This window comes from Micromonospora sp. WMMD736 (assembly GCF_049179015.1).
Classification (GTDB): Bacteria; Actinomycetota; Actinomycetes; order Mycobacteriales; family Micromonosporaceae; genus Micromonospora.
The window spans coordinates 1-2,635 of sequence record NZ_JBMHMI010000146.1 but is presented as its reverse complement, the minus strand read 5'-3'; the positions used below and the strand labels follow the sequence as shown (position 1 = coordinate 2,635).

4 protein-coding genes are annotated in these 2,635 nt (G+C 67.1%); 2 read left to right on the top strand and 2 right to left on the bottom strand.

The window, feature by feature from the left end; translation table 11 throughout:
• Positions 1-297, top strand: a 297-nt coding sequence (locus ACN269_RS34870; protein WP_421477621.1) for a YceI family protein, incomplete at its 5' end; no start/stop codon positions are given.
• Between the two features lie 58 nt (positions 298-355).
• On the opposite strand, the gene ACN269_RS34865 is transcribed toward ACN269_RS34870, so the two are convergent.
• Together ACN269_RS34865 and ACN269_RS34860 are read right to left on the bottom strand one after the other, a co-directional pair.
• Positions 356-508 carry a hypothetical protein gene (locus tag ACN269_RS34865; RefSeq protein ID WP_421477619.1) on the bottom strand — a complete coding sequence of 51 codons (153 nt, stop codon included), beginning with the start codon at positions 506-508 and terminating at the stop codon, positions 356-358.
• A gap of 117 nt (positions 509-625) precedes the next feature.
• On the bottom strand, positions 626-1,924 hold the full coding sequence (locus ACN269_RS34860; RefSeq protein WP_421477617.1) for a DEAD/DEAH box helicase: 1,299 nt from the start codon (positions 1,922-1,924) through the stop codon (positions 626-628).
• A gap of 333 nt (positions 1,925-2,257) precedes the next feature.
• On the opposite strand from ACN269_RS34860, the gene ACN269_RS34855 reads away from it, so the two are divergent.
• A partial coding sequence (locus tag ACN269_RS34855) for a YceI family protein (RefSeq protein WP_421477615.1) occupies positions 2,258-2,635 on the top strand: 378 nt, incomplete at its 3' end.

The window sequence follows — 2,635 nt, the reverse complement described above, 5'->3', positions numbered from 1 at the left end:
GCGCTGAAGTCCTTGGACGCCGGACGTCACCCCCAGGTCCGTTTCCGGACAACCGATGTCACGTTGACCGAGGACTGCTACCGGCTGGTGGGGACGTTGGAGATTCACGGCAAGAGCCGGGAGCATACCGTCGAGCTAGGCGCGGAGGATATCGGCGACCGGTGGCGGATGACGTGCGAATCCGAGGTTGTTCAAACCGAATTCGGGGTGCGGCCGTTCTCGATGTTCATGGGTTCGATGAAGGTCGCCGACACGGTGACGGTGTCGTTCAGCGCGGAGCGGGCCAAGGACGCCTGACGGCGTCGGCGCAGTTCTGGGGTGGGTAGCTGCTCGCGAAACGACATCGCATGTGATATCACTTTCGGCGGTCGAAGGTATCCTCATCGGCCCCAGCGCGGACGCCCACCCAGTCAACGATTTGATCCGTGACGGCGGAGATCCGGTCGAAGTCGTGGTCGTAGTGCAACACCGCAACGCCATAATGCTCGGCAATGGCCGCGATGACCATCCGGGACGCAGAAGGTGGCTAATCGGATTTGGGGACGGGTACCTCGTCCCGAAAGTGATACCGCATGCGATATCGCTTTCGGCGGACGAGGGTTGCCCTCAGCCGTCCCCAGCCGCGTCAGCTGCGCACAGCGCGGCGCTGATGTGACCGGCGCCCGGCCGTCGACGAGCCACGCCCGCCGCGCCGGCGCCGACCCGGCGTCCCCGACCGCTGCGGCTGGGGCGGGCGCACCGGCTGCGGAGCCCGGTACGGGGCAACCTCGCCGACCAGCGCATGCACCGCGGCCGAATCAGCCGCGACCCGCTGCGGGCTGACGGTGATGCCGGCCCGGCGCATCAAAACCTGGGTGTCCTTGCGCTGTTCGGGCAGCACCAGGGTGACGACGTCACCGGCGTTGCCGGCCCGCGCGGTGCGACCGGAGCGGTGCAGGTAGGCCTTGTGCTCGGCGGGCGGGTCGATGTGCACCACCAACTCGACCTCGTCGACGTGCACACCACGCGCGGCGATGTCGGTGGCCACCAGCACCCGCGCGTCGCCCGCGGCGAACGCGGCCAGGTTGCGGTCGCGGGCGGGCTGAGACAGGTTGCCGTGCAAGTCAACTGACGGGATACCGGCCAGGGTCAGCTCCTTGGCGAGCTTGCGCGCGTGATGTTTGGTGCGCATGAACAGGATTCGGCGCCCGGTGCCCGACGCGAGCTGGCGGACCAGCGCCTTCTTGGCCTGCACGTCATCGACGTGGAAGACGTGGTGGGTCATGGTCGACACCGGGGTATCGACCTCGTCGACCGAATGCAGGACCTTGTCGCGCAGGAACCGCTTGACCAGCTTGTCCACCCCGTTGTCCAGCGTCGCGGAGAACAGTAGCCGCTGACCGCCGTTCGGGGTCGCGGCCAGGATGCGCGTTACGCCGGGCAGAAAGCCCAGGTCGGCCATGTGGTCGGCCTCGTCGATGACCGTGATCTGCACGGCGTCCAGGCTGATCAGGCCCTGTCGCATCAGGTCCTCGAGGCGGCCCGGACAGGCCACGACGATGTCGACGCCGGAGCGCAGCGCGTTGACCTGGCGGTTCTGCGGGACGCCGCCGAAGATCGTGGTGACCCGCAGGTCGTAGGCCGTGGCCAGCGGGGCCAGCGTCGCGGTGATCTGGGTGGCCAGCTCCCTGGTAGGTGCCAGCACCAGACCCGACGGTCGCGACGGGTTGCGTCGCGCGTCGGCGAGCCGGCTGACCAACGGGATCGAGAAGGCCAGCGTCTTGCCGCTGCCGGTCTTACCGCGGCCCAGGACGTCGCGGCCGGCCAGGCTGTCGGGCAGGGTGGCGAGCTGGATCGGGAAGGGTTGGGTGATGCCGCCCGCGGTGAGCGCGTCGACCAGCGGTGCGCGCACGCCGAGATCGGCGAATGTCTTGTCGGTGTTCAACTTTCGGTGCCTTTCCGGCATCGGGTGTGGCGAGATTGCCGGTCGGCAAAATCGATCGCCGCGAGAATGGCGTGCATCACTGCACTGTCATCTGAACTCGGTAGTGCGGCCAGGAAGTCGGGCCGGTTGCCGGTGGGATGAGGAATGTTCCACGACGTGCTGGCGGACTGTCACTCACGCCAACGGTGTGTTGAGCGTATCGCACCGTGGTGAGCTGGCCTAACCAGTGTGACGCGGCCCACTACCGTCCGACATCGATCGCCACCGAATCGTTATCCGGCAGCGGTTTAACCCGCTCGCGACCGGACAATGCTCTTCCTGATAGGAGCGATGATGTTCTCGGTTTCGGACTTCCTCAAGCACGGCGGCGCCGGCGGTAAGTGGGAACTTGTTCCGGACGCGTCGACGGTGACGTTCGAGAGCAAGGCGATGTGGGGGTTGTCGACGGTGAAGGGGCGGTTCACCTCGTTCAGCGGCCACGCCGTGGTCAGCGACGCCGGCGACGTGACCGGTGAGCTCGACATCGTCGCCGAGTCGCTGGACACCGGTTCGCGCATGCGGGATCGGCATTTGCGCTCGCCCGACTTCTTCAACGTGGCGCGGTACCCGCAGATCAGCGTCGTCGTGACGGGCGTGACACCGGTATCCGAGAACGCACTCGACGTCCAGGTGTCGCACACGGTTACGGGTACGACGCGGCCGTCCTCGTTG

Excerpts from the sequence above, each read along its gene's own strand:
- ACN269_RS34865 (WP_421477619.1), bottom strand. The coding sequence starts at position 508 with ATGGTCATCGCGGCCATTGCCGAGCATTATGGCGTTGCGGTGTTGCAC.